This is a genomic window from Bacteroides fragilis, from assembly GCF_019583405.1.
GTDB classification, from domain to species: Bacteria; Bacteroidota; Bacteroidia; order Bacteroidales; family Bacteroidaceae; genus Bacteroides; species Bacteroides fragilis_B.
The window spans coordinates 545,622-566,063 of the sequence record NZ_SZUU01000001.1 but is presented as its reverse complement, the minus strand read 5'-3'; the positions used below and the strand labels follow the sequence as shown (position 1 = coordinate 566,063).

Below are 20,442 nucleotides of genomic sequence, written 5' to 3'. Positions count from 1 at the left end.
TATCTGTTTTTAATAAAGTTCATCTTCCAAATCTTCGTCATGCCTATCGTAGTCATCTTCACGCACAAGTTGCACTGGGTAGAAGGTGTTGGCAAGCGCGTCAAATTCATCGGTAGAGAAGCCCAAGCGGTCTTTTATGTCCTCTTTGGGTTCAATGATTATTTTCCCGTTTGACAAGAAGCTCCACTTGATTTCCGTTGCTTCTTCGGCGAAGGTTCCGCCGGGCGGCAACATGGCGTTCATTCCATTGTCCGGGTTGAGCCAATCGCGGACGCACCAAAAGAGAAAAGCGCGCATATTGGCGAAGGTGTATTGTCCGGTTATGTCTGTCAAGTCCTTGCCGCTTTTGGTTTTGGCTCCTTCGCTGTATTTACAACTATGGATGTTGAGCTTTGCAACCCTCCAATCTCGCTCGTCGCAAACTTCCAAGCACCGGGAATATACGCCTGCGCCTTCTCCGATGGTATCAATAAATACCATTGTTCCGGTTGAATACTCAACTTTGTGTATGATGCTTCCTGCAACCTTCATGTGGTCGGCCTTGCCGCCGGAATTGTGCTTGTCGAACTTGGCAACGTAGTTGTTGTATCGGAAACAATAAACAGAGCAGTCGCGCCCCATTCCCGCAACGTCCACGCCCAAACGACAATAGTTGTGGTTCCCAAGGCTGTATTGCTTCCAGCGTTCCTGTGCAAGCTCAACCCACTGCATCGGAATTAAAACATCTTCGTCAACCTTCGGGAATTGCCCCAATACCTTCTTGCGGAAAAGGTCTGACGGGCGAAGCCATTGCCCTTCAAATTCAAAATCATCTTCTTTCGCTGTCGCTTCTTCCGAGCGAATTGGAGTACACCAGTTTTCAACTTTATCTTTCACCCATTCATAGTCTACTTGGCCGGGAATGACTGTCTTTTTCAACTTTACATTGGGAGCCGTGAGGCTGTTTAGGCAGAACTTCTTCCAGCGTTTGGCCTTCTGACTGCGGGCAGCATATCCAACAACGGTGTTAGGGTTGAACACAAGCAAAAGGCAGGAGTCACCCTGCAAGTTACCTTCGATGGCCTCGAACGTATCGTCAACAATACCCGTTGCCTCCGTTACGATGAAAAATGTGTGTACGGCATGGAACCCCGACCACGCCTCATGGTTATTTTCGTCGGCCTTGAACCCGGTCAAGAACCATTCTTCATTGTCGGTTCTGATGTCGTAGGCGTTCAGTTTTCCGGGAAGAAGAAAGCCACGACGCTTGGCACGGTTGTAAAGGCGGGAAACTTCCGGCATCATGATATTTTTCACCTGTCGGTCGGTCGGAGCCGTCAAAGCTACTTTGGCATTCTCAATCAATTCTCCCTTGGTGTTCCAGCGCGGTTTTAGATAGAGCCAACAGACCGCACAACAAGCGGCAACGAAGTCTTTCCCGCGCGCTGTCCCGGAACGAACAGATACAAGTTTGTTATGTTGCACGGCGGTAACAATGGCCTGTTGTTCTTCGTCAAGGTTAACGCCAAGAGCCTCTTTGATGAACTTATTCCAATCCGCCCGCCATGATGCAAACAAGGCCGCAGCACGCTTCTTTATTTCAGCCTCATTCCTTCTCATCTTCGACAAGCCCTGTTTCCATTAAGAGAGCAGCGAAGGACATACCACCGGAAATATCTTTCTTTTCCGGTGCATACAGTCCAAGCAGCTTTCTACGCTCAATCAATGCCTTATGAATAATATCGAGGTAGCGCGGGTCACCGTAGCAAATGATTTCTTCTTTCTGTTGTTCGAGTTTTACGGTAACAATGCCGTTATCTTCTTCATTGCCCGGAATACCTTGTTGTTTGGCCTTCTTGCGTTCATAGTCCGTTTTAGACTTTTCCCAAGCCGCCCAAGCCTCCTTTACAATAGCATCCAGCCTTTCAAGTTCTAATTGCAAGGCCAAATCTGTGTTGTCAATACGGGTTTCCCGCCATTCCTCCAACAGTTTGTTGACATCCTTGCTAACGGTGCGCAGAGAATAAGAAACCAAGCCAAGCCGGGCCATAACTTCTTCGCGAATATCCCGGTAGGAATACCCGCGTTTGTACAGCTCAGAAATAATATCCAGCCGGACAATCTGTGCTTGCCGGTAGTCTTTCATTTTGACCTTTTGTTTTCCCTCTGTCCCTGCCATATCAATCGTGACCGTTATACTGATAGATTAAATCCTCGTTTTCATCCTTCCCAACCGGAAGCAAGATGCCTTCAAATAGCTTGTACGGGCTTTGCCCGGCCTGCGGGTTGTTCCAAAGCCAGCGCATATAATCGGCCATTGTCATGGTATCAAACTTCGCCTTCTTCTCCGAACTGTTAGTGTTGAAGCCGATGGCACGAATCCATTCAAAGCTACCAACGAGCTTTTCGATGTCATCTTTGATGTCCGGCCAATGAACAAAACCTTTCGCTTTGGCTATCTGCAACGCCTCGCACCATTGGCCGCGCGAATAGTTCCAGGAAGAAGGAAGGCCGCAGCATGAGCCATTGCAGCACAATTCTTTGAAATGGGCATCAGAAACGTAGAAGCGCATCCCGACTTCTTCGCACAGTGCTTTCATGTTGCGGAAGAAGGGTTCTTTTACTTTCCGGTTCAAACGGAGATAGCCGGATGAAATGCTATATTTGCGGTAGAACTCCATCACGTCAAACCCGCATAGCTCGTTGAAGGTAGGCATAAAGGCTTTCAGCGTCGGGCTTCGTTGCTCCACGCAAAAGAACTCTGTGCTCATGGCCGTTGCGCCTCTGTTGGCAGCTTCGCGAATGAGGTCAAGATATGTCGGCGTTGATACTCCGATGATGAAAGGCCGAAGCCGTAGAGTTGCGCCGCCTGCATCCGCTTTCGCAATCCTTTCCAGCGCGTCAAGACGTTCCTTGGGCGATGGTACGCCCTTCTCGATGATATGCGCCTTCTGTTCGTTCAGCGTGATAATGGAAAACTTGAAATTCCAATTCCTTTGGCCGCGTATCAGTTCCATGTAGCGGTCATCCTTAGTGAACCAAGTGGCCTTTGTTGAGAAGCACAACGGATAATTGATTTCTTTGAAGAAATGGAGCAATTCAAGGGTAACTCCACGGGTGCGCTCAAAACCATCGAATTGGTCGGATAAACCGCCCCATTGCATAACTTTCCGTTGCTTGATGTATTCGGCGAACTGCCCGCCGTATTTGTCCGGGTCAGTAAACATCTTCTTCACCCGGTCTACGGAAACGCCACGGACATCTTTATGCAGATACGTTTCTTTCGGGTTGCCTATTCCTCGCTGGAATTGGGAGAAGCAATACAAGCAACCAAATGAACAGTTGCTATATGTGTCAAATGTCATCGGCATGGAGCAATCCGCAATTTCGTTGCTCCAACGCGGTGATTGATAATACTTTTGTGGCATGATATTCAATCTTTAGGTTAATACTCATTAGGATGCCAAGAGGCTCAAAACTTTGTTGTAGACCGTTTCAATTTCTTCATCCAAAGAAATCTTTCCTGTATCGAAGCACATCACCGGAACACCAATTTCAGCCCATTTCCTTGCCGCCTTACAAGCGTTCTTTTGCTTCGGCATAGTCATGTCTGAAAGTCCTACCTTTCCACGTCCGAGAAGCCGGGAATGAAGCACCGCGCCATCGGCGTAGAGGAATACAACCAAATGTTTTTGAGCCTTGAACATTGCATCGGTAAGGTTCATCCCGAAGGTATCGAGATACGAGCCTTCACAGAAAACGACTTCACAACTTTCAAGACCTTTCGCAACAACATCAGGAAGAACGCGGGTGCAGTTGAATGTATCAACACCGCCGTAGCGGGTTTCATCCTTGTAACGTCCGGCGAAACAAACGCGGCTATCGTTGCAGAAAGTCAGTTCCTTTGTTGTTTCTTTGATACCGCCAAACCGTTGTATCAGAGCTTTGGAAAGCGTTGTCTTTCCAACACTATTTGTCCCGGTTATAAATACGCAAGTTTTCATAAGAGCTTGATAATTAAGTTTTCCCATTGGCACCCCTTAACATCGTCCAAAAGACGCTCTGTGTAGAAGCCATTCCAGCGCGTGCCTTTCTGCAATTTAGCAACAGCGCATAGGCTCGTTTCCAGCGCAAATACATTGTCGTTTGCATCAACTTTCGCCCGTTCTATGAAGGCAGTTAATTTCTCGCGATTTTGCGTTTCCGCAATTATCTCCGCGCCCTTTGTATAGTTCTCATCCGGCTCGAATTTAAGCGCAAGGTCATCAACTATTTGCTTCCCACTTAACTTCGCCCAGACTTCGAGGAAAAGAAACGCGGCGTATCGCCCGAAGTAATACCAGCCGCTAACAACCTTGTATTGCTCTGTCGTAGTCGTGGCCTTGTCAAGTTCTTCAAGAAGGCTTGGGGAAAGTTCGCGCATTATCCGGTCGAAGGTATCGCCAATTCTCACGTATCGTCTGTCAGTACGGAATTTGAGTTCATACTTCGGTGTCCGGTGGTTTTGAAGGAGCATTAAAGCACTTGGAATGTGGTAGGTGGTTGCGTAGTAATACGCCAGCCGAAAGCTGTCCCACCTTGATAGGCCGAAGTGCTTTGCGAGTGAAGCAATCATCTTTTCCTCAACCCCTGCATCCCCGCCGTTGTGGTACTGTATGTATTCTTCGTAGGTCATGGCGTTAATCTTCGGGAATGATTTCGTCAATGCGATACACAACTTTGTCGATGGATGACATACCAAGAAGCGCAAGAAGCTCCGGCAAGCGGTCTTTTGGGTAGGTTATGATAATACGCTCCATAGGTGTATTGTCATCGCCTTGTAGCTTCGGAAGCTCTGCGGGGGTCAAGTCAAGTCCTTGCAGTTCCGGCGGAAGGTTCCCTGCGGGTATCGTGGTTCCTTTTCCGTCATCTTCGCTTTCGTCCGGCTGAGAAGGTGCAGGAGAAGAATTTGAGGCGGCTGGCTGCATCGGAGTAAAGGCAACAGGCGCGGCCTGCCAAACGTCCATTCCCCAATCTTCGAGTTTCTTGTTGTCGAAAGTATTTGCCAACAAATCGTAATCCCATTGACCGTATGAAACATTGTCTTTCACGATGAACTGTTTCTTTTCATCTTCCGTCAATTCGTTCGCCTTAATGATGAAAGCAAAAGGAGCTTCCAGCCATTTCCCCCAATACTCAACAAGCTTGTCACGTTCGGGCTTGCTTTTGCTCTGAAAGTCTGCAAGGGAGGATAGCCGTGTTGCAACTTCTTCCGGTGTCATCTTTGCGATAGCTTTTAAGGCGTTTCCTCTCATGTTACCGCCAAGGGAAAGCATCTTGTTATCAACGACAATTGGACGCAATTCAAGCATCTTTGGGAACACCAAAATAGAGTTTACCAACTTCGTGAATTTATCCGAAGTGATGGTGCGCGGGTTGGCTTTGTTAGCTTTAACCTGCGATAGTTTAACCTGTTCTGTTTTCATAAATTGCTGTTTTTGAACAAAAATAGCCCAAAACGTTTACATTAGAAGCGTTTACGGGCTATGTTTAATAGTAATTATTTAATTAAAGTTTTATCGAAAAACCAGCGTAAACCCATGCGAGTAATGCAGCGTCACGGCCTTCTTGATTTGTGTGTCCTGTTATTCCGGTAAACTTAGCAAGTTCTTCATGGGTAATCTTTTTGTCCTTTCCTTTCCAGTATTTGGTTAACGGCTTAACTTCATCGACGTCTATTTGCCAGTGCCGGCACATTTCAACAATCTTGTGGGCTGTCTCGTGGTTTCTTCCGGTGTGGTTTCCTTTAGCGGCGGCAACAGCTTTTGTGTCTTTCGGATTTAGATGCCAATTCCCCTTGTTCATGTACCCAGCTTCTACGACAACAAGAAGGTTCTTTCCTGTGGTTTCTGCGCGTCTTTTGCTGTAACGCAAGTAATCTAACAGGTCGGGGAAAGAAAGGGCGGAAATCTCCAATATTTTGCTTCCACATTCGAGGTAGGCAACCCCGTTCTTTTCAACGTCCGGGTCAATGCCTATTATGGCATCAATCTTTTTCTTTGGTCTTATCATAATTATCTGAATATTAATGTTTTATGTATAATTTATGCACATTTTAGGCGTTTAATTGGTCAGGTACATCTTTTCAGAAGTGGAAAAGGAGTTTTTGACCTCGCACGCACATGCGCATATACACACACGTATGTACGCCCACTTTATCACCCCCTATAGTCCCCCTCTTTTCCTCCCAAAAGTCAGCGCGGGTTGCTTCGTATTCTTTGCCAATAGGGTTTAGGCTTAAAACAACGCCTTTTATCCGGCTTATGCAGATTAGGCTTGTAGGAGCAATAAACACGCTTTTTTCGGGTGTTGACGAACTCGTAGTTTAATTCCTCAATCCATGCGGCGGCTATCTTTGCAAGTTCTCCGAGTTTTTCAAGTTCCTCAAGTTCCTGCGACATTTGTTGCCTTTGCAGTAGCCTTTGAATTTCTTCTTTGAGTTTTTCAACAGACATATTGAAGGCCGCGGCTGCACGTGAAAGGGCTTCTTTGCTTTCCGGGTCAAACTCTATCGCCTGCCCATGCCCAACAATTGCTATGCGCATCATTCTTGCCCCCTTTCGTATTCTTCCGGTAATTCGTATTCCCAAAAGCTCAATTTCCCTTTTACCCCTTCAATCGGTTTGTCAAAAAATATCGGGTTAGCCAGCACCCAGTTATAAACGCCTTTTTCTGCCCAAATGGAAGGATGGTTCTGAACACAACATACAATTTCCACACTTCCAATAATGGCCGATGTCGGCAACTTTTTAATCGGTATTTCAACCGGAAGGAAAAGGCGTTGTTTGTGGGTTAAAGCGTCCCAACCTTCTCTAACAGGCGTCGCTCCGGCATGAATCAATATTCGTTTTCCGATATACTTGTTAGGGCATTTCCAAGTTCGGTTTTCAATAGGTTTTAAGCCTTGAACAATGAGACTTGCCCACGGTTGTTTTACTGTTATAACCTTATGTATCATAATCAATCTTTTTTGTCGTTCTTATTTCCTAAATAGACATCAAATAAGCGAGCGGATGCAAGAACGGCAACCAATATTACCGTCCCAATCCAATGCCAAAAATCAGTGAATATAAATTTCAGAATTTCAAGCATATCATTCCCCTTTCTCTCCAATAATTTGTAATCTTAAAAAGTTGCACCTTGCCCACTTGATAATTTCCTCTTGAATCGCTTCGTCATCGAGATTGTTAAGAATATCCCGGAAGGAATAAGAAGCACTGCACACCTCTTGGAAATGGGCAACTATGCTTTCCTTTAGCTTCTCTGTTTGTTCGATTTCCCCTTCGTTGATAATCGCTTGGAGCTTTTCAAGGTTATCTTCTCCGTGAGCCTCTTTCAAAATCCAAGCAATTTCTTCATCTTTAGTCATGTTCTTAGGCATTGGGTTGTTCTTGACATCTTCTTTCAGTTCGGCCAGCAGCTTTTCAATTCCTTCCGTCTTGGGTTCCCAGTCCTTCTTGAAACTGGGGAAATTAGCGTAGAAAACTTCGCGTAAACGGTCGGCGTGTTGTGCCCATAGCATGTTTGTATTGGCTCCTTTGCTCGTTTCGGTCATTAGCTTGGAAAAGGCATTGAAGTAGTCGTCATTGCCTCGCTGGGCCTTATTGAACAACATTTTCATCTGTCCCATTTTCAAGCCGTACTTTTCAAGAAGGTAGTCCGCTTCTTCAAAGAATGTAGCGGCGAAGGATTGAAGGAGATAACCGGCAGAAAGCAACTCATTGATTCTTTCCATACCTCCGGTTTCAATCATTATTTTGCGCAAGGCAGCTTCCTTTATGGAAACAGCCTTTTGCGCTTGGGCGGCATTCTTCTGCACGCCCATACGTGGGATAAAAGGTTTCTTTGTCATCTAACTATTTTTTGAGGGTGAACACTAAAATTCCAATCTATAATTTCATCCGGGAGCGTTGTATGAATATCGCCTCCGAGAACCAGCCCGCAGTGCTTTTCTACATATTCGCGGGCTTGTACCTTATCGTGAGCCTTTACGGTGAAGGTTCCTTCAAACACGAACTTTGCTTTAACGGAATACTCCTTTGCAGGTGGTTCCGGGCAATCTTTCAGAAGGCGTTTAATGTTTCGGATAGCCTTCTTGTAGCTATTTATTGCGCCCGGTTCTTTTGCTTTATAAAGAGCTTTTTCCAACTCCGCAAGGCGTTCTTCCAATGCAGAGCGTTTCAACGTCACTTCCATGGTAAATACTTTAAAATATGTTTTATTACTTCTACCGTCCATCCATTACCCAGCATTTTGTAAATTTGGGTGTCCGAACATTTCCATCGGTACCAAGAAGGAACGGTTTGCAACCGTGAACATTCGACGGGACTTAAGCGCCTGATACGTTCGTTTTTTGTACTCAGCAAATTGTTTTGAGATGCAACACAAACATAATCGCCGCCCCAATTTGCATACTGCCTTGCCAAAGCGGGAAGTGCCTTTTCTCCGTTTATTTGAGTATATTTCTTGGCAAGTCTCCATTCGGACTGAATCCAATTAAGCATCGGCCCGTTTATATAATACTTTTCGTCCACTTCGCTTTCAAGTATATCACGAAGGAATATGCCTTTATCTTCCGGCTGTGGGATGTCGGTATGGATTTCACCGAATAATCCTATCTGTTTTGTCCGTATGTTAGTCCAATACCAACGGTCACGATTCTGCGCACTCACCAGATTAGAATTAATATTAACCGGAAATACTCCGCAATACTCTGAAATAATACGCATGTGTGATTTCTTCATTTTCACGTTCTCAAGAAGAAAAAGCACATTCGGATTAAACTTTTTGATGTGATTCAGGATATCAACGAACACAAAGAACAACTTACTTCGCGGGTCATTGAAAGCCAATTGTTTACCCGCAAAACTGAATCCTTGACACGGTGAACCGGCCAACAATAAGTTTATTGAACCCCAGTAAATTTTCCATTCTTTCCATTTCGTCACGTCTCCAAGTTGAATTGTGTCAGGGAAGTTCAACTGTGTTTGCTTGATGGCGTGCTTGTCTATTTCGGATGCATAATACTTCTCCGAAACAATGCCTAACTCCTTTAACGCAATTTGACCGCAACTCATTCCATCGAATAAGCTTAAAACATTCATTTTGCGCCTCCTTTCTTTGCCGGATGATTAACACCGTACCCGAACATTGCGAAATCGCCACGAACGGGGTCGTTTCTGAACACTTCTGACATCGCCTTGGTAATCTCTACAGCCGCGACAAAATCGTTGCTTTTACGTGAGATAATTCCAAGTTCCAAAGCTACGCGGTGAACATGGGTATCTATTGGCATAATTAGCTTCTTCGGGGTGAAGTTCAGCCAAAGACCTAAATCAACCGGGCTATCAGTGCGTATCATCCAGCGAAGAAACATACAGAGGCGTTTGCAGGATGACATAAGGGTGCAGGGTATTCCGTAACATTCTCCAAAGAAGTCTATCAACGGGCGCAGGAATGTTTCACTGTCGCTTGTTTTACGGGTAATCAGCATAGTAGTCATATACATATACATCGAATTGTAGGCCGTATAAAGGTCATGTAGGCGGTCACAAAGGCAGTAGAAATCATGCCATGAATAGAAGCGATAAAGTGTCAAGGCATCGCAATCCATGAAGTCATTGTACTGCTTTTCCATGATGTACTTGTACGGGCTTTCTCCCATGTACTCATGCACTTGTTCAGCGGCTTCAATAATCGCTTCGCGCCTTCCAAACGAAAGCCAAGCGGTAATAAACGCGCTGACTTCAATGTCCTGCAGCAATTTGAAACGGCGCGGAAACTGCACCGGGTCACTCTTTACAAAATCGGGCGTTTCGTACTGATTTGCCCATTCGGTTAATTGTTTTTTTAAGTTTTCTTCCATTGTTGTTGTGGATTAAAGTTTTTATTTTCTTCGGCTTTCGCCATCCATGTGAATTATGTTATAAAATTTTAGCCTATCAACCAGTCGCCCGTATTCGTCGTTGCTGAAATAGTCTTTTATTTCAGATGGTGACATATTTGTTGTTACATGGGTCTTTACCCGATATTGATTGTACACTTCCGTCCGAGCGTGAAAGAAGTCCATTATCAATTGCTTTGTGTCCTGACCGAAATGCTGGGCAGTTTGCAGCCCTACATCATTGAGACAAAGGTTTTCGGGCTGGCATCCGTCAAATCCCTTCCGGTTCGCCTCGTTGTAGGTGTACAAGTCAAGATGTTCATGTTGCTTGAAGTAGTTTATCATCTGCGTAACTGATACGTTATGAAAGGCGTTCGGGTTCCCGGTCATTTTCAGATATTCGGAAAATGCCTGCATGATAAGCGTCTTTCCAACGCCTACATCACCGCAAATTATAAGGCTCTTGTGCAACTTGTATTCTCTATCAGGGAAAACGCTTTCCGCTTCTTTTTGCCCGTTGAAATAAAGCAGGAGAAAACGCAAAAGCGTCCGGTTATTATTGTCAATGACGAAGGTCTTGTTTTCATTCGCAAGTTGAACATTCCCGGCTCCAATCACCAAGTCAGCGTGCTGTTTGAAAACAGCTTCATTGGCAAGGTTGTCAAACGTTCCCTTCGTTCGCTTTTCCCACTGCTTTTTTAGCGAACTGTAATAGGCATCAAACTTCTGCGGCTCCATAATCAGAAAATCTTTTCGTCATAGTTGCGTTTCTTCGGTTCTTCCGGTGCTGGGGAACCGTCTTTCTTTTCGTCATAGTTGCCTTCCCAAACCTTCACCCAATTCTTGGCATTCTCAAAAACCCAATCAAAAGAAGCCTTCCAGCCTCGTTTGCTTTCACCTTTGAGAAACTTGCTTTCCTGCATTTTCTTGAAGATGGTTTGCATTATGGGCATGGCCTTCTCAATTCCGCCCATTTCTTCAACCCGGATGCGAATTTTGTTTTTACGGGCTTCGGATAGCGTGAATATTTTCGGATAGCTCGTGCAAGTGGTATTCCACATATCCGCGATTTTTTTAGCAGGCAAAGGCTTTTTCTTTTGGGCGGGTTCCGGCTGTATAAGTTCTTCATCTTCCGTTTTAGGGTCAGCCTCCTTGCTCGCGGGCGCGGGCATTAAGGCTTCTTCCCCTTTAGGGGGAGAAGAAATATTATCGAGTTTACGAGATAATATATTATTCTTCTTAACATTCTTGTTTACGTCCGTCTGTTGACCTATCTGTTGTCCTTTCTGTTGTACCGTCTGTGGTTCGTCTGTTGTACTATCTGATGTATTATTTGTTGTACCGTTTGATGTACTTTCTGTTGTACTACCACATTGGTAAAGCTCGTAATTAACTATTGATATTAAAGTAATTAGCTTGCTTTTCTGTTGTACTATCTGCCCGCTTTTTTGAAGTTCATCTAAGAAGCGTAAAACTTTCCCGCGCGACCACTTCCAACGTTCCGCCAAAGTGTCTTGCGTCTTGGCAATTTGACCGCGCTTAATTTCAACCTTATTTCCGCGAATATAGATGTAACTCTCATCATGGTTAGCGATAATAAGCAAGTCAATCCAAGCCTGTAAACGGGTGAACGCCTCCGAAAAGTAAAGAGGGTTTTCCGTAATCTTTCTGTATAATTTTATCCAACCGTCCATAGCCTATTTTTTAAAGTAAACATTAGTAAGTTGCCTGCTACCACTAAACACAGCCCATATACCGGGAGAAGTTTCTACCAGGTTCAAGTCATCAACCCGCCCGAAGCGGTCATAATTCCGACACAAATCGACAATCCAGCCTTGCTTGTTTGGGCAAGGACGTATTGCGCGGCCTACCATTTGATAATAAAGAGCAAGTGACATTGTAGGGCGTGCAAGTACGATAGTGTCAAGCTCCGGGTAATCAAAACCCGTCGTTAAGACACCCACATTTGCCACTACATTGATTTTCCCGGCCTTGAATGAAGAAAGTATCATCCTTCGTTTTTCCTTTGGCATTTTGCTGCTAACTACAGCCGAACAACCGCCAATCATTCGTACAAGGTATTCAGCTTCTTCTACAAACCGGGTGAACACGAGAATAGAAGTGCGTCCCGCAACGAGTAATCGCCGGACGATATTTTCAAGATGCGCAGCAAATCCAATCTCCTTATAATGGCGGCGAACGCTGGCATCTGTATAGTCTGCACCTGTGCTGTTAATCCTTAATTTTGAAGTATCTACCACACTAAGACGGTAATAGTTCAAATGAGCCAAATATCCGGCCTCTAACAGCGTTTTTATCTGTATATGATAAATTAGTTGGGAAAAGACGCGCGGTTTGGTACGGGTGAGGAAACGCAGCATAGAGCCATAAAATTGATTTGAATATAGACGGTAAGGCGTTGCCGTTAATCCAAGAACCTTGCATTGAATTGTATTGATGAAGTCAGCGTACATTCCTTCTTCGGAATTAACATAGTGACATTCGTCGATAATGGCATAGCGGAACCGGGCAAAAAGATGTTTGTTGTTCTTCACGCTTCCGATGGTGGCAAACGTAATCCGGCTGATTTTTTTTGAATTGAAAGAGGCTGAAAAGATTGAGCAATCCCACACGCCATAGCTTTGCAGCTTTCCGAAGTTCTGTTCAAGTATTTCGGCGGAAGGCTGGAATATAACAACGGGTTCACCCAAACGGTAGGCAATATCAGCAATTACAAGACTTTTCCCGCTTCCCGTTGGCAACACCATTATGGCGTTGTTCTTGATAGGCGAAGAAAAGAAGCGTATTGCCGCATCGCTGGCGTTCTTCTGATAATCTCTTAATTCATACATTTGCATCAAGTTTAAAATTTCTGCAGGATAAAGCTAAATATCTTGTACCAAGCGGGTATCTTTTGCCTCTCATGTAAGAACGGCGTTTACAGCAACTATTTTCATGGGCGCAATACCCGCAACCAATTCTTCTATCCCATGACTTGTTTCTTCTTCTTTTTCTGCTATTCATAATTTGTTGTTGTGGATTATGCCCCGCTGACCGGGAAAGGAAAGCGGGGCATGGTTAAACTTATTGTTCGATGATTACAATGTCCGGGCAAACTTCCCTGATGCGGGAAAGAACTGCATCCATTTGGCTGTCGCGCATATCTTCGAGCAAGTCGTTTGCATCAGCAGAGACAAGAGTACAAGAGAAGTCCGACGGGTTGATGTAGACTTCTACGTTGACAGTCTGTTTTGGGGTTCCCTTGAAGATAGGAATGTGCAAGTTGAAAGCCTCCGGCAAATTAGACTGAACGACTTGATTTATCAGCAAGCGTTTGTCACCTCTGTTGTTATCTGACTTCTCGATTTCCTTGTCAACCTTCGCACGGAAATTCTGCAATTCAGTAACCAGCTTCATGGCAACGGCTTTTGTTTCGAAGTGCGAACGGTTCATCTTGAATAACTCTGCCATTTCAAAGTTGGTAATGTATTCGCCTTCATTGATACCGAAGCGTCTAAACTCTGGGGAAACAATCAGAGAACCGGAAATTTTGCTACCGTAGTGATTGTTTTCGTTGCACTGCAATGTAATAGTAAGGTGCTCGCGGTCTACAAGCACGTGGTTCGCTCCTTGATTAACCAACCCAAGACGCATACGAGTTTCCAACCAACGGGCGGGAGCATCGAGCGTGCCGGAAATACCAACTTTAACGGGTTCACGAACTTCCATTGCTTTTCCTTCGCGAATAACGATTTCACCACATTGGGAAGGAAGGCCATTTGCCAACATTTCTGCAACTTGTTTCTTAATCTCTGATTTGATTTCTTTAGTTTCCATAAAATTAATTGATTAAAAGTGAATAACTTGATTTCTTTAGCCTTCTGTCCCGGTACGGCGAATTTCCATTTGAATTGTTCCTTGACGTTCGTCCGGGCGCAATGGGCGGCTGTAGCGTAGTATTCCTTCACCGTCGTAATAGCCAACTGACTTGGTTTTTTCGTCAATGAACTTGAAGCAATTTTCTCTCACAAATTCGGCCTTCTCTTTGAGAGTTTTCGCTATTTCCCCGTTTTCTTCTTCCAGGTGCTTGATTTGGTTTTTGTAAGCCTTGTCTTGCTCCTTGTAGATTTCATCAGCCGCACGTTTATCCGCACGAACGTCGCGCAACTGAATGTTCTTGTCAACAAGGGTTTCCTTCAATTCATCGCGTCTTTCCTTGCTTAATTCCTTGGTGTAATCCAATTCCTCCATGCAATCGCAGTTGTCGCGAAGGTAGTTGTACCGTTCATCTTTGTCAGTGTATTCCTGACCCAAAACTTTATCTAACATATTGATTGAATTTATGGGTGCAGGAATAGCCCGCACCCGGTTAATAATGAGTTATCTTGTAGGCAAAAGGTAATCTTGCCAAATTTCGGCAAACTGCTTGCCGAAATAGATTGCGATTTCTCGACTTTCGGAAGCAAGGGCACCCCCGTAGGTCGCGCTCGAGTTCGAGGCAACGTCGTCCGAGTCCAAAACCGACACACCAAGTCCGGCACCGTTGCTCGCACTACCAACACCAGCGGGAGCTTCTTTCTTTTCAAGGTCAAACCAAGGGTAATACTTGTATTCGTCGAAGTTTGCCCAATTAGGACGCCAGCCAAGGTTAAGAGCCTTTGCGATGGTAGCTAACTTCTTGTAAGCGATTTCGTGTGCAGAAAGCGGCTCAAAACCGTTGCTTTCCAATGTGTCGTTCAGTTCCTCAAAGTCAACGGGTTCTTCCCCGATAACGGCGCAAGCGCGCTCGTAGGAATTTACGTCTTTATAGTTGAAGTTGAACGCTTCTTCTCCGAAAAGGTCTTTCAATAACTGCTTGCCGTTTTCGTCAGCCTTATTGTATGCGTTAATCGCGTTTGCTCTCTGAATTTCCAATTTTTCTTTCATCTTGAATACATTTTAATTGTTCGTTACTAATTTGCTGGGCTTTAGCCAGCTTTTTTATTGTTATACCAGCCCGGCGTTGAAGATTGAACATTCTGTTATCTTGCGCCGGGATGCTTTTAAAGGCAGCGAGAAACGTTTGAATGTCCTCTAACTGCTTGTTGCTGATAACGTACATACTACTTCATCAGGAAGCGGCGGGAACCCGGTTTGCTGACTAAATACTTTGCGTATAAATCGGGGTTTTCGTCGGCGAAACGGTTTGCGTCAAATTTCTCGCTATCCTTGGCAGCTTTCCAAGTTGCAAGAACTTTGCAGGCACCGCCTTTCTTCCCGTAATCCTTCACGTTGATGGCAAGTGCTTCGGCATCGCCCATGAACATCTTGATATTGCTTTCAAGTTCTTCTTTCTTCGCGGTGAGGTCATTAAGTTCGTCCTTGATGATTTTGAGTTCGGAACAATCCTTTGCAAGCTGTTCGTCAGCCTCTATCACTTTACCGATGACATGGCGCGGGTTCTTCAAAAGAATATCATCAACGTTAATCAGTGCGGGTTCCTGGTTCCCTTGGATATTATCAACCCAAAACTTGTCTACCTGCTCAACCGTCCAATCAAAGTATTCTTTATCAAAAGCGATGTCGGCAAAGTCAAACTGTCGCCCGGAAACTAACCATGCAAGCGCGCCTTCTTCGAGTTCGGCAACACCAAGCTGATATTGAAGCTGGGTAAACCAATGCATCGGCAAGTTTTCCTTCTCTACGTCCATCTGTGTAGTCTTACATTCCAAGATGCCTTTATTACGGTCACTTTTAGGCCGTCCGGGTATCCAAAACGTGCGGTCGGGAGAAACGCGAAGGTGTTGCTTTTCCTTGTTTACTATCAGCCAATCACCGGCAGACGCTTTAATGATTTGCTTTCCGGTTTCGTCTGCATAGAAAAGGGAAACTGCATCTTCAAGATAATGCCCGGCCTTCATTGCGAAGTTTTCAACCTTCGGAGCGTCAAGCCCCTTCTTTCTTCTCCAAAGCTGATAAGGAGTTTCAAACGGGTTCAACCCAAGTATCGTACCAACTTCTGATGAACCAATGCCCGCTTCGCGGTGCTTCAACCACTCTTGGCGGTCTTTCGGTTTTACGATGATGTAACTCATATTAGTTTCCTCCAATAGCCATTAGTTTATCAATAGCAACTTCCAAATTGGCGTGGCTTATGATTGTTCTAAGCGCATTCCCTTCGCTTCTGTCGGTTATGATAGCCTTCATCGCCTCTTTACATAAGCGGGCTTGGCCGCTGACGTAGGACATTGTTTCAGCTTTACATTGTTCCTCATTCACTTCGGTTGTCTCAATGGCAATAACCATGATTGCTCTACTTTCTTTGCTTTCTTCCTGCCAAGCATCGGCAAGTTGTTTAACTTCTTCTATTTTCATTGTTGTTGTTGGATTATGCCGCTTAAAAGCGGGCGGTTACTTTTTTTTATTTTCATTGTTAAAGATTTCCCCTGTAGCGGGGTCAACATTGGCCGGAGCCGTAGCAGTCTTGGCGGCTGTCGAACGTTTTGCGGCGTCGGCGGCTTTGGCTTTCGCTTCTTCGGCTTTCTTCTGTGCTTCGGCAGCGGCATTCTTCTCCTGCTGGGGCTTGACGAAGGTTTCGTCAACAGTTGTAGTTCCCTCACGTATGGCCGTCCAAAGCGCCTTCAATTCAAACAGCTTTTCTTTGTCGATTTCCTCGCGTTTGGAGATACCCAAGTATTCGCACAGCATTTGTTCTGAAACGCCAGCCTTTGCGAAATTAGCTATGGCGTTCTGACGCCCGGTTTCCAAGTCGATGGCTTGACCTAAAGCAACCTGCTTTACATTGGCTATGATTTTCTTTGTAACGGCCTTCGGAACAACGGCAAGTACAGCGTTGCGGAAGGCTATTGAAGCTGCCGCGTTCCCAGTTACTACTTGCATATCGTCAGAGAAGGTCTTGCCGTACTTGTTGGTTATACGGCGTTTTACTTCTTTCGACACCGCAACGTTAGTTTCCAAGTCGTGGCAGACACCTTGTGCAGTGATAAAACGGCCGTCATTCCCGATTATACGGGTCTGTACACGAAGGTTTCCCCACGCGCTGGCAATTATTTCGGCCATTCTGACAGATAGCCCGTCAATTACTTGCATTCCGCCGTCAGCACCTTGGCGACGAAGCGCGTAGAAACAATCCTCTGCGGTTTCCGTATCCATAGTGGCATACGTTTCAATCTTGTTTAATACGGTTGGCAAATCACGAGGATATTGCTTTGCTGTGGCAATCTGCATATCAACCTCACTTCGGTTAATCGCCTGTAGCATTTCTGCTTGTTTTACTTCAATAATGTCTTCCATTTTACTGTTCTATTATTCGCCTTCTTACAGCTTCCGGCTTTGCTTTGTTCCCGCCCCGGTAAGTTCAACCGGGTTTGAAGGCTTATCTTCACGGGATTTGCTTAACTTTGCGGTGTCAAATCAAAAAATTGAGAATAATGAGAAATTTTATAATGTTCCGCAGCTTGCTTCTTCCATGTGATATTTAAAGCTACGTATTACTCTCAATAGTTCTTTTGCTTCGGGAGTATCGGCCTGCTCCATAAATTCATCAATATTGTACCAATAGATACAATTAATATCCCATGCCTTTTTAATTAGTTCCTGGTCATTCTCTGTCATAGTTGTGCCCTCCAAAATCTTACTATTTCCCGGCCTTCATAGAACTTCCTGCCGTTACCTCTGCGAAAACCGCACTTGATTAGACCTTGCTCTGTATAATTACGAAGAGTATTTCTGTGTATTCCAAGGGCTTCTGATGCTTGCATTACAGAATATCGTCCGCCCTCATTAACCTTTGGTTCAATAACTGTTATCATACTGCATTAAGTGATTTTTGTTGATAAATAGCTGTTTCTTAATTACGCAAATGTTGTTATTTATTCATTTCCCTTTTAACTCTTTAATCATATCCTTAAAAGTAAACCTTACAAGTACAATAGTCAGAGCGAAGATGATTGAAAACACGATTATCGCAAACTCTTTCATAGATGAAGGAGTGATAAAAACATTTACAAGCATAATAGCGGCGCAAATCGACACCAATACAGATAGTATAAATTCAATCTTACTCATGTTGTTGTGGATTATAGATGATTACTAACTTATTCGTCTGATTTTAAACGAGGTTCCAAGCGGGTCAGAGCTAATCGTGAAAACACGATGCTTGCCGCTTTTCAACTGTGAAGCTACCACCCTTGCGCGGGCAAGGGGAAAATCAATGCAGGAAAATTCTCTTTCCTCTCCAATCGAAATACTTAACAAAGTCTGTCTTACGGAGACTTTTTGTATTACTTGCGATTTTTTTTCTTGTTTCTCCTTTGAGTTAATCATAATAAGTATTATCGCCAAAGGGTTTTTTGAGTTTTAAAAATGAAAATCATAGTTAAATTTTTCATTCCAAGAAACCCAATTTATAAACCCGTAGTGGCTAATATCGCAAGGGAATACAACATCTAAAGCAGGAGGGTTGTATGCTTCTTTAACGTCATAATATTTCGCTGCATATTTAGTTGAATACAGCCATAGATAACCGTTTTTGGCTCCTTTGTAAATTGTGGCAACAAAATAGCGACCTATCGGAAGGAATATACTTTTATATTTAGTGTCAGAAGATGATACATACGCTGAATAAGATGCTTCTATTATTTCCCCATTATTGAGCTTTATTTGTCCCTTATTCAATAAATCGAAAGTTTCATCTTTAAGTGATTGATACTCCGAAACTGTGCCGTTGAATGTTTTGCTTTCAGTGATAAATTCCTCACCGTTATTGGCTGAAAAAAAATAGAACTCCGCGCTGGTCTGTTCATAATCAGATTGGGGAGTAAAAGCCGTGTAGCTATTAAGCCAAATTTCTTGTATGCCTTTATCTTTTTCATCATCATCACTACCGCATGAAGTCAGAAAGGCCAATGCCAATGCAAACAATGTAAACTTTTTCATATTATTATTTCTTCTCTAATAAGGTTAATAATCTATCAATCTGTTCGTCCTTCTTCCGAAGTAGTTCATGGCATTCTTTAATAGTATCGAGAAGTTTTTCAATATCAGTCTTTTGCTCGACTTTTACGGAATGACCGTTGATATTATTCCCGTTCTCGTTATTTTGAATTACGGAAGGAGTTGTCATTTCTCCTTCCCCACCCAAAAGCCAAGATATGTTTATATTCAAGTATTTTGCTTTAATTCTTTCCGCTAAATCCTTGGATATACCATGCTTCCCGCTTTTTATATCATAAAAAGTCTGCGGTGATTTTATACCAATAACAGCAGCGAGTTTATTCAAACTCAACCCTGTATACTCTTCAAGTCTCCTAATACGCTCACTATCTGACATATATAAATTATTTAAAGTTTTATACTAAAAAATACTTGAATAAATTTTGTAGTTCAAGTATAATACTTTATTTTTGTACCGTGATTAATTAAAGTCTTAATTAAATCTTTAATTTAAAAAATTAATTGACAAATATAATACTTATTATGTTTAATATTTTGTACAAAAAGAATTAAGGATATTGTACTACTTTTTTGATTAAAGACGATGAATGAAAGATTGCTACAATTTATTCAATATAAGACCAATGGGAACCAAGCTGACTTTGCCCTTCTCCTTGGTTGGCTTCCGCAATACCTGAATAAGTTAACAAAGGGTGAAAGTTTTGGTATTCGTCCGGTTATTGCTATATTGCAGGCGTTTCCAGAGCTTAATGCACGCTGGTTACTCCTTGGGGAAGGTGAAATGTTGTCTTTCAATCCGGCCACGTCCGCGATTAAAAGCAGACTTCAACGCCTTCTTGAACTTGAAAAATATATGCCGGTTATGAACCCGGAAGAACTGCGGCAGGTGACCGAAGGCGAAAACTTGGATTTCCCGCCCGAAACTTTTGAGAAATGGAAGAAGTTACTTGATGATAAACAAAAGGAGTGGCAGGAGCGTAAAGCTGCTGCAATGGAAAAACAAAAGGAGTTATGCAAACAGAAGATAGCCAAAAAGTAATTGGAAGGTTCTTTGATGCATTGGCACAACTCAAATCCGATAAAAGGATTGGAGGCCCAACGCCTTTTGCTGAGAAGTATAATATAAATAGGAGAAACTTATATAAACTTGAAAAGAATAATGAAAAAGATATTTTTGAGGTTGCATGGTTATCCTATTTAGTGAGAGATTATAATGTGTCGGCGGTGTGGTTATTGACAGGAGAAGGCTCTTTTTATAGCGAACCCTGCAAAATCCCTGCGTCCAAAGAATAAGAGTTCTATAATTTAATGATTATCAGGGTTATATACCTTAATCCCTCTTGCTTTGGGAGCAGGGGGTCGTGGGTTCGAATCCCGCTACCCCGACAATAAAAAACACTGGTAATTAAGTTTGCAACTTAACTATCAGTGTTTTTTATTTATCAGATGGGTATTAAAAGGATTTAGGTTCTTCTTCAAATTTGGTGGTAAGTTTTCTTTTACTCATGGAATCTAATTCCGTTTTCGGAAGTGTAAGCCCTCGTTTATAGTTGACAAAAAAGCAAGTATCCTGGCTTTCCACCGAA

Annotated in this window: 28 protein-coding genes; 2 read left to right on the top strand and 26 right to left on the bottom strand. The window is 43.7% G+C overall.

Translation table 11 applies throughout. The annotated features are described in order from the left end of the window. Window positions 1-9: 9 nt before the first annotated feature. The 26 genes from FDF36_RS02375 to FDF36_RS02250 all read right to left on the bottom strand — a co-directional run bounded on the left by FDF36_RS02375 (window position 10) and on the right by FDF36_RS02250 (window position 19,232). The gene (locus FDF36_RS02375) at window positions 10-1,599 is read right to left on the bottom strand and encodes a hypothetical protein (protein WP_220390183.1); all 1,590 of its coding nucleotides are present in this window, start codon (window positions 1,597-1,599) and stop codon (window positions 10-12) included. Next, a complete protein-coding gene (locus FDF36_RS02370) occupies window positions 1,586-2,158 on the bottom strand; it encodes a hypothetical protein (RefSeq protein ID WP_259281351.1) in 573 nt (190 codons plus the stop codon). The genes FDF36_RS02375 and FDF36_RS02370 overlap by 14 nt, the downstream gene beginning before the upstream one ends. Before the next feature lies 1 nt (window position 2,159). Next, the gene (locus tag FDF36_RS02365; protein WP_220390182.1) at window positions 2,160-3,407 is read right to left on the bottom strand and encodes a radical SAM family protein; all 1,248 of its coding nucleotides are present in this window, start codon (window positions 3,405-3,407) and stop codon (window positions 2,160-2,162) included. Between the two features lie 27 nt (window positions 3,408-3,434). Further along, the gene (locus FDF36_RS02360; RefSeq protein WP_220390181.1) at window positions 3,435-3,983 is read right to left on the bottom strand and encodes an AAA family ATPase; all 549 of its coding nucleotides are present in this window, start codon (window positions 3,981-3,983) and stop codon (window positions 3,435-3,437) included. After that, complete coding sequence (locus FDF36_RS02355; protein ID WP_220390180.1) at window positions 3,980-4,654, bottom strand: hypothetical protein; 675 nt, start codon at window positions 4,652-4,654, stop codon at window positions 3,980-3,982. The genes FDF36_RS02360 and FDF36_RS02355 overlap by 4 nt, the downstream gene beginning before the upstream one ends. 4 nt (window positions 4,655-4,658) lie before the next feature. Next, window positions 4,659-5,444 carry a hypothetical protein gene (locus tag FDF36_RS02350; protein WP_220390179.1) on the bottom strand — a complete coding sequence of 262 codons (786 nt, stop codon included), beginning with the start codon at window positions 5,442-5,444 and terminating at the stop codon, window positions 4,659-4,661. A gap of 82 nt (window positions 5,445-5,526) precedes the next feature. Then, window positions 5,527-6,030, bottom strand: coding sequence for a hypothetical protein (locus FDF36_RS02345; protein ID WP_220390178.1), 504 nt, complete (start codon window positions 6,028-6,030; stop codon window positions 5,527-5,529). Between the two features lie 182 nt (window positions 6,031-6,212). Then, window positions 6,213-6,566, bottom strand: coding sequence for a hypothetical protein (locus tag FDF36_RS02340; RefSeq protein WP_220390177.1), 354 nt, complete (start codon window positions 6,564-6,566; stop codon window positions 6,213-6,215). Next, a complete protein-coding gene (locus FDF36_RS02335; RefSeq protein WP_220390176.1) occupies window positions 6,563-6,976 on the bottom strand; it encodes an ASCH domain-containing protein in 414 nt (137 codons plus the stop codon). Before FDF36_RS02335 ends, FDF36_RS02340 begins: the two co-directional genes overlap by 4 nt. Window positions 6,977-7,111: 135 nt before the next feature. Next, window positions 7,112-7,870: a hypothetical protein gene (locus tag FDF36_RS02330; RefSeq protein ID WP_220390175.1), complete on the bottom strand. Its 759-nt coding sequence runs from the start codon at window positions 7,868-7,870 to the stop codon at window positions 7,112-7,114. Beyond that, entirely contained in the window at window positions 7,867-8,214 is a 348-nt protein-coding gene (locus FDF36_RS21115; RefSeq protein WP_259281350.1) for a hypothetical protein, read from the bottom strand. The genes FDF36_RS02330 and FDF36_RS21115 overlap by 4 nt, the downstream gene beginning before the upstream one ends. Then, window positions 8,205-9,122: a DNA (cytosine-5-)-methyltransferase gene (dcm, locus tag FDF36_RS02320; RefSeq protein WP_220390174.1), complete on the bottom strand. Its 918-nt coding sequence runs from the start codon at window positions 9,120-9,122 to the stop codon at window positions 8,205-8,207. The genes FDF36_RS21115 and dcm overlap by 10 nt, the downstream gene beginning before the upstream one ends. Further along, entirely contained in the window at window positions 9,119-9,883 is a 765-nt protein-coding gene (locus tag FDF36_RS02315; RefSeq protein ID WP_220390173.1) for a TIGR02757 family protein, read from the bottom strand. The genes dcm and FDF36_RS02315 overlap by 4 nt, the downstream gene beginning before the upstream one ends. 21 nt (window positions 9,884-9,904) lie before the next feature. Then, a complete protein-coding gene (locus tag FDF36_RS02310; protein WP_220390172.1) occupies window positions 9,905-10,639 on the bottom strand; it encodes a P-loop NTPase family protein in 735 nt (244 codons plus the stop codon). Between the two features lie 2 nt (window positions 10,640-10,641). Next, entirely contained in the window at window positions 10,642-11,595 is a 954-nt protein-coding gene (locus tag FDF36_RS02305; protein ID WP_220390171.1) for a hypothetical protein, read from the bottom strand. A gap of 3 nt (window positions 11,596-11,598) precedes the next feature. Further along, a complete protein-coding gene (locus FDF36_RS02300; RefSeq protein WP_220390170.1) occupies window positions 11,599-12,753 on the bottom strand; it encodes a DEAD/DEAH box helicase in 1,155 nt (384 codons plus the stop codon). A 232-nt stretch (window positions 12,754-12,985) separates the two neighbouring features. After that, on the bottom strand, window positions 12,986-13,738 hold the full coding sequence (locus FDF36_RS02295; RefSeq protein WP_220390169.1) for a hypothetical protein: 753 nt from the start codon (window positions 13,736-13,738) through the stop codon (window positions 12,986-12,988). A 36-nt stretch (window positions 13,739-13,774) separates the two neighbouring features. Further along, on the bottom strand, window positions 13,775-14,215 hold the full coding sequence (locus FDF36_RS02290; protein ID WP_220390168.1) for a hypothetical protein: 441 nt from the start codon (window positions 14,213-14,215) through the stop codon (window positions 13,775-13,777). A gap of 66 nt (window positions 14,216-14,281) precedes the next feature. After that, window positions 14,282-14,827 (bottom strand): hypothetical protein, encoded by a 546-nt coding sequence (locus FDF36_RS02285; RefSeq protein WP_220390167.1) that lies wholly within the window; start codon window positions 14,825-14,827, stop codon window positions 14,282-14,284. A gap of 176 nt (window positions 14,828-15,003) precedes the next feature. After that, on the bottom strand, window positions 15,004-15,975 hold the full coding sequence (locus FDF36_RS02280; protein ID WP_220390166.1) for a YqaJ viral recombinase family nuclease: 972 nt from the start codon (window positions 15,973-15,975) through the stop codon (window positions 15,004-15,006). A gap of 1 nt (window position 15,976) precedes the next feature. Further along, complete coding sequence (locus FDF36_RS02275; RefSeq protein ID WP_220390165.1) at window positions 15,977-16,255, bottom strand: hypothetical protein; 279 nt, start codon at window positions 16,253-16,255, stop codon at window positions 15,977-15,979. A gap of 36 nt (window positions 16,256-16,291) precedes the next feature. After that, a complete protein-coding gene (locus FDF36_RS02270; protein WP_259281349.1) occupies window positions 16,292-17,161 on the bottom strand; it encodes a hypothetical protein in 870 nt (289 codons plus the stop codon). Between the two features lie 180 nt (window positions 17,162-17,341). Then, window positions 17,342-17,515, bottom strand: coding sequence for a hypothetical protein (locus FDF36_RS02265; protein ID WP_220390163.1), 174 nt, complete (start codon window positions 17,513-17,515; stop codon window positions 17,342-17,344). Beyond that, window positions 17,512-17,661, bottom strand: a complete 150-nt coding sequence (locus FDF36_RS02260) for a MerR family DNA-binding transcriptional regulator (protein WP_259281357.1) — start codon at window positions 17,659-17,661, stop codon at window positions 17,512-17,514. Before FDF36_RS02260 ends, FDF36_RS02265 begins: the two co-directional genes overlap by 4 nt. 598 nt (window positions 17,662-18,259) lie before the next feature. Then, complete coding sequence (locus tag FDF36_RS02255) at window positions 18,260-18,838, bottom strand: hypothetical protein (protein WP_220390161.1); 579 nt, start codon at window positions 18,836-18,838, stop codon at window positions 18,260-18,262. Between the two features lie 4 nt (window positions 18,839-18,842). Continuing rightward, a complete protein-coding gene (locus FDF36_RS02250) occupies window positions 18,843-19,232 on the bottom strand; it encodes a helix-turn-helix domain-containing protein (RefSeq protein ID WP_220390160.1) in 390 nt (129 codons plus the stop codon). 207 nt (window positions 19,233-19,439) lie between these two features. Here FDF36_RS02250 and FDF36_RS02245 point away from each other — a divergent pair, with 207 nt between their 5' ends. Together FDF36_RS02245 and FDF36_RS02240 are read left to right on the top strand one after the other, a co-directional pair. Further along, on the top strand, window positions 19,440-19,895 hold the full coding sequence (locus FDF36_RS02245) for a hypothetical protein (protein WP_220390159.1): 456 nt from the start codon (window positions 19,440-19,442) through the stop codon (window positions 19,893-19,895). Continuing rightward, window positions 19,868-20,149 (top strand): hypothetical protein, encoded by a 282-nt coding sequence (locus tag FDF36_RS02240; protein ID WP_220390158.1) that lies wholly within the window; start codon window positions 19,868-19,870, stop codon window positions 20,147-20,149. Before FDF36_RS02245 ends, FDF36_RS02240 begins: the two co-directional genes overlap by 28 nt. Window positions 20,150-20,442: the final 293 nt, after the last annotated feature.

What these genes read in the sequence shown, in the direction of transcription:
- FDF36_RS02375 (WP_220390183.1), bottom strand. Translation starts at nt 1,599, where the DNA reads ATGAGAAGGAATGAGGCTGAAATAAAGAAGCGTGCTGCGGCCTTGTTT.
- FDF36_RS02370 (WP_259281351.1), bottom strand. Translation starts at nt 2,158, where the DNA reads ATGGCAGGGACAGAGGGAAAACAAAAGGTCAAAATGAAAGACTACCGG.
- FDF36_RS02365 (WP_220390182.1), bottom strand. Translation starts at nt 3,407, where the DNA reads ATGCCACAAAAGTATTATCAATCACCGCGTTGGAGCAACGAAATTGCG.
- FDF36_RS02360 (WP_220390181.1), bottom strand. Translation starts at nt 3,983, where the DNA reads ATGAAAACTTGCGTATTTATAACCGGGACAAATAGTGTTGGAAAGACA.
- FDF36_RS02355 (WP_220390180.1), bottom strand. Translation starts at nt 4,654, where the DNA reads ATGACCTACGAAGAATACATACAGTACCACAACGGCGGGGATGCAGGG.
- FDF36_RS02350 (WP_220390179.1), bottom strand. Translation starts at nt 5,444, where the DNA reads ATGAAAACAGAACAGGTTAAACTATCGCAGGTTAAAGCTAACAAAGCC.
- FDF36_RS02345 (WP_220390178.1), bottom strand. Translation starts at nt 6,030, where the DNA reads ATGATAAGACCAAAGAAAAAGATTGATGCCATAATAGGCATTGACCCG.
- FDF36_RS02340 (WP_220390177.1), bottom strand. Translation starts at nt 6,566, where the DNA reads ATGATGCGCATAGCAATTGTTGGGCATGGGCAGGCGATAGAGTTTGAC.
- FDF36_RS02335 (WP_220390176.1), bottom strand. Translation starts at nt 6,976, where the DNA reads ATGATACATAAGGTTATAACAGTAAAACAACCGTGGGCAAGTCTCATT.
- FDF36_RS02330 (WP_220390175.1), bottom strand. Translation starts at nt 7,870, where the DNA reads ATGACAAAGAAACCTTTTATCCCACGTATGGGCGTGCAGAAGAATGCC.
- FDF36_RS21115 (WP_259281350.1), bottom strand. Translation starts at nt 8,214, where the DNA reads ATGGAAGTGACGTTGAAACGCTCTGCATTGGAAGAACGCCTTGCGGAG.
- dcm (WP_220390174.1), bottom strand. Translation starts at nt 9,122, where the DNA reads ATGAATGTTTTAAGCTTATTCGATGGAATGAGTTGCGGTCAAATTGCG.
- FDF36_RS02315 (WP_220390173.1), bottom strand. Translation starts at nt 9,883, where the DNA reads ATGGAAGAAAACTTAAAAAAACAATTAACCGAATGGGCAAATCAGTAC.
- FDF36_RS02310 (WP_220390172.1), bottom strand. Translation starts at nt 10,639, where the DNA reads ATGGAGCCGCAGAAGTTTGATGCCTATTACAGTTCGCTAAAAAAGCAG.
- FDF36_RS02305 (WP_220390171.1), bottom strand. Translation starts at nt 11,595, where the DNA reads ATGGACGGTTGGATAAAATTATACAGAAAGATTACGGAAAACCCTCTT.
- FDF36_RS02300 (WP_220390170.1), bottom strand. Translation starts at nt 12,753, where the DNA reads ATGTATGAATTAAGAGATTATCAGAAGAACGCCAGCGATGCGGCAATA.
- FDF36_RS02295 (WP_220390169.1), bottom strand. Translation starts at nt 13,738, where the DNA reads ATGGAAACTAAAGAAATCAAATCAGAGATTAAGAAACAAGTTGCAGAA.
- FDF36_RS02285 (WP_220390167.1), bottom strand. Translation starts at nt 14,827, where the DNA reads ATGAAAGAAAAATTGGAAATTCAGAGAGCAAACGCGATTAACGCATAC.
- FDF36_RS02280 (WP_220390166.1), bottom strand. Translation starts at nt 15,975, where the DNA reads ATGAGTTACATCATCGTAAAACCGAAAGACCGCCAAGAGTGGTTGAAG.
- FDF36_RS02275 (WP_220390165.1), bottom strand. Translation starts at nt 16,255, where the DNA reads ATGAAAATAGAAGAAGTTAAACAACTTGCCGATGCTTGGCAGGAAGAA.
- FDF36_RS02270 (WP_259281349.1), bottom strand. Translation starts at nt 17,161, where the DNA reads ATGCTACAGGCGATTAACCGAAGTGAGGTTGATATGCAGATTGCCACA.
- FDF36_RS02265 (WP_220390163.1), bottom strand. Translation starts at nt 17,515, where the DNA reads ATGACAGAGAATGACCAGGAACTAATTAAAAAGGCATGGGATATTAAT.
- FDF36_RS02260 (WP_259281357.1), bottom strand. Translation starts at nt 17,661, where the DNA reads ATGCAAGCATCAGAAGCCCTTGGAATACACAGAAATACTCTTCGTAAT.
- FDF36_RS02255 (WP_220390161.1), bottom strand. Translation starts at nt 18,838, where the DNA reads ATGAAAAAGTTTACATTGTTTGCATTGGCATTGGCCTTTCTGACTTCA.
- FDF36_RS02250 (WP_220390160.1), bottom strand. Translation starts at nt 19,232, where the DNA reads ATGTCAGATAGTGAGCGTATTAGGAGACTTGAAGAGTATACAGGGTTG.
- FDF36_RS02245 (WP_220390159.1), top strand. Translation starts at nt 19,440, where the DNA reads ATGAATGAAAGATTGCTACAATTTATTCAATATAAGACCAATGGGAAC.
- FDF36_RS02240 (WP_220390158.1), top strand. Translation starts at nt 19,868, where the DNA reads ATGCAAACAGAAGATAGCCAAAAAGTAATTGGAAGGTTCTTTGATGCA.